The 3,798-nt window shown below is 56.0% G+C and carries 1 rRNA gene and 3 other annotated features; the gene reads left to right on the forward strand.

What is annotated here, in order from left to right:
- Window positions 1–154 precede the first annotated feature (154 nt).
- Window positions 155–1,687 (forward strand): 16S ribosomal RNA (locus CVO76_RS02370).
- Window positions 1,688–2,278: 591 nt separating this feature from the next.
- Window positions 2,279–2,876 (forward strand) — a sequence feature (23S ribosomal RNA rRNA prediction is too short).
- A gap of 7 nt (window positions 2,877–2,883) precedes the next feature.
- Window positions 2,884–3,650 (forward strand) — a sequence feature (23S ribosomal RNA rRNA prediction is too short).
- Between the two features lie 49 nt (window positions 3,651–3,699).
- Window positions 3,700–3,796: a sequence feature (23S ribosomal RNA rRNA prediction is too short), on the forward strand.
- Window positions 3,797–3,798: the final 2 nt, after the last annotated feature.

Here is a 3,798-nt window from a genome sequence, read left to right on the forward strand (position 1 = left end):
AGTGTGCCAAGTTTGTTGATACCGATTGTTTTTTGATTGGTTGAATTTGCTGGTTGCCGCACCCCGTGTGGTGGCTGGTTTTTTTGGCTGGTTTCGAATTTTGTGCAGCGTGGTTGCCCGTTTTCCCGGGTTTCCGTGTTGTGTCTGTAATGCATTTACGGAGAGTTTGATCCTGGCTCAGGATGAACGCTGGCGGCGTGCTTAACACATGCAAGTCGAACGATGAACCTCACTTGTGGGGGGATTAGTGGCGAACGGGTGAGTAACACGTGAGTAACCTGCCCTTGACTCTGGGATAAGCCTGGGAAACCGGGTCTAATACTGGATACGACCTTCTGGCGCATGCCATGTTGGTGGAAAGCTTTTGTGGTTTTGGATGGACTCGCGGCCTATCAGCTTGTTGGTGGGGTAATGGCCTACCAAGGCGACGACGGGTAGCCGGCCTGAGAGGGTGACCGGCCACACTGGGACTGAGACACGGCCCAGACTCCTACGGGAGGCAGCAGTGGGGAATATTGCACAATGGGCGCAAGCCTGATGCAGCGACGCCGCGTGAGGGATGAAGGCCTTCGGGTTGTAAACCTCTTTCAGTAGGGAAGAAGCCGGCCTTTGGGTTGGTGACGGTACCTGCAGAAGAAGCGCCGGCTAACTACGTGCCAGCAGCCGCGGTAATACGTAGGGCGCAAGCGTTATCCGGAATTATTGGGCGTAAAGAGCTCGTAGGCGGTTTGTCGCGTCTGCCGTGAAAGTCCGGGGCTTAACCCCGGATCTGCGGTGGGTACGGGCAGACTAGAGTGCAGTAGGGGAGACTGGAATTCCTGGTGTAGCGGTGAAATGCGCAGATATCAGGAGGAACACCGATGGCGAAGGCAGGTCTCTGGGCTGTAACTGACGCTGAGGAGCGAAAGCATGGGGAGCGAACAGGATTAGATACCCTGGTAGTCCATGCCGTAAACGTTGGGCACTAGGTGTGGGGGACATTCCACGTTTTCCGCGCCGTAGCTAACGCATTAAGTGCCCCGCCTGGGGAGTACGGCCGCAAGGCTAAAACTCAAAGGAATTGACGGGGGCCCGCACAAGCGGCGGAGCATGCGGATTAATTCGATGCAACGCGAAGAACCTTACCAAGGCTTGACATGAACCGGAATGATGCAGAGATGTGTCAGCCACTTGTGGCCGGTTTACAGGTGGTGCATGGTTGTCGTCAGCTCGTGTCGTGAGATGTTGGGTTAAGTCCCGCAACGAGCGCAACCCTCGTTCCATGTTGCCAGCGGGTTATGCCGGGGACTCATGGGAGACTGCCGGGGTCAACTCGGAGGAAGGTGGGGACGACGTCAAATCATCATGCCCCTTATGTCTTGGGCTTCACGCATGCTACAATGGCCGGTACAAAGGGTTGCGATACTGTGAGGTGGAGCTAATCCCAAAAAGCCGGTCTCAGTTCGGATTGAGGTCTGCAACTCGACCTCATGAAGTTGGAGTCGCTAGTAATCGCAGATCAGCAACGCTGCGGTGAATACGTTCCCGGGCCTTGTACACACCGCCCGTCAAGTCACGAAAGTTGGTAACACCCGAAGCCGGTGGCCTAACCCCTTGTGGGAGGGAGCCGTCGAAGGTGGGACCGGCGATTGGGACTAAGTCGTAACAAGGTAGCCGTACCGGAAGGTGCGGCTGGATCACCTCCTTTCTAAGGAGCGCCTCAGGTTCATGTGCTCATCCTGTGTGGTGGGTGTGTGGCTTGCAGGAGTTAGCCCATAGCGCGGGCGTTTGTTCCGCGGTGGGTGCTCATGGGTGGAATATCAACGGATAGGTCCCTGGTGGGTCCTGGTGGCATTCGAGTACGAGCCGGCGTGTCTGTCGTGTCTCCTCCTTCGTGGAGGGGGTGTGTGGGTGCGGTGGTTGTGGAAAGGGTGGTGTCGGGGGTTGTCGGGGGGTGTTTGGCACACTGTTGGGTCCTGAGATAACAGGGCTCTTGTTCTGCGTGTCCTTGTAGGGGTGCTTGTTCCGGGTGTCGGTGATTCGTCGCTGATGTCCGGGGTCGGTGGTCCTGGCGGGGTGTCGTGGGGTGGGGGTTTCGGTTGTTTCTGGTTGTTCCTGCGCATGCTGTGTCCGGTCCTTCGGGGTTGGGTGTGGGTGTGACGGGGTTGTTGGTTGAGAACTGCATAGTGGACGCGAGCATCTTAAAAAGAAGCAATTTCTAAGATAAATCTGGTTTCGGACAAATGTTCGGGCCTGGTTTTCTCGATATGTTTTTTGATCTTTGTGGTCAAGTTTTTAAGGGCACACGGTGGATGCCTTGGCATCAGGAGCCGAAGAAGGACGTGGGAATCTGCGATAAGCCTGGGGGAGTTGATAACCGAACTTTGATCCCAGGATGTCCGAATGGGGAAACCCCGCCCGGCGCGCGAGTGACCGGGTGACCCGTATCTGAACACATAGGGTACGTGGAGGGAACGTGGGGAAGTGAAACATCTCAGTACCCACAGGAAGAGAAAACAATAGTGATTCCGTTAGTAGTGGCGAGCGAACGCGGAACAGGCTAAACCAGTGGTGCGTGATAGCCGGCGGGCGTTGCATCACTGGGGTTGTGGGACTTTCCGTTCCAGTTCTGCCGGACTGGTGAAATGAGTGCGTGCGTATAGGTGAACGGGTTTGAAAGCCCGGCCGGAGAGGGTGTAAGTCCCGTAACCGTAATGCGTGACGCCGTTTGGAGAGGATCCCAAGTAGCACGGGGCCCGAGAAATCCCGTGCGAATCTGCCAGGACCACCTGGTAAGCCTAAATACTCCCTGATGACCGATAGCGGACCAGTACCGTGAGGGAAAGGTGAAAAGTACCCCGGGAGGGGAGTGAAACAGTACCTGAAACCGTGTGCCTACAAACCGTCGGAGCAGACTTGTATCTGTGACGGCGTGCCTTTTGAAGAATGAGCCTGCGAGTTAGTGTTACGTCGCGAGGTTAACCCGTGTGGGGAAGCCGTAGCGAAAGCGAGTCTGAATAGGGCGAGCAGAGTGGCGTGATCTAGACCCGAAGCGAAGTGATCTACCCATGGCCAGGTTGAAGCGACGGTAAGACGTCGTGGAGGACCGAACCCACTTCAGTTGAAAATGGAGGGGATGAGCTGTGGGTAGGGGTGAAAGGCCAATCAAACTTCGTGATAGCTGGTTCTCCCCGAAATGCATTTAGGTGCAGCGTTGCGTGTTTCTTACCGGAGGTAGAGCTACTGGATGGCTAATGGGCCCTACAAGGTTACTGACGTCAGCCAAACTCCGAATGCCGGTAAGTGAGAGCGCAGCAGTGAGACTGTGGGGGATAAGCTTCATAGTCGAGAGGGAAACAGCCCAGACCACCAACTAAGGCCCCTAAGCGTGTGCTAAGTGGGAAAGGATGTGGAGTTGCCCAGACAACCAGGAGGTTGGCTTAGAAGCAGCCACCCTTGAAAGAGTGCGTAATAGCTCACTGGTCAAGTGATTCCGCGCCGACAATGTAGCGGGGCTCAAGTACACCGCCGAAGTTGTGGCATTCACATATATCCCAAGCCGGAGACTTGTTCTCTTGGTTCAAGGGTGTGGATGGGTAGGGGAGCGTCGTGTGGGCAGTGAAGTCGCGGTGTAAACCAGCGGTGGAGCCTACACGAGTGAGAATGCAGGCATGAGTAGCGAAAGACGGGTGAGAAACCCGTCCGCCGAATGATCAAGGGTTCCAGGGTCAAGCTAATCTGCCCTGGGTAAGTCGGGACCTAAGGCGAGGCCGACAGGCGTAGTCGATGGACAACGGGTTGCCACACTGTGCCCGTCGT

The sequence above is a fragment of the Arthrobacter agilis genome (assembly GCF_002953615.1).
Lineage (GTDB): Bacteria > Actinomycetota > Actinomycetes > Actinomycetales > Micrococcaceae > Arthrobacter_D > Arthrobacter_D agilis_B.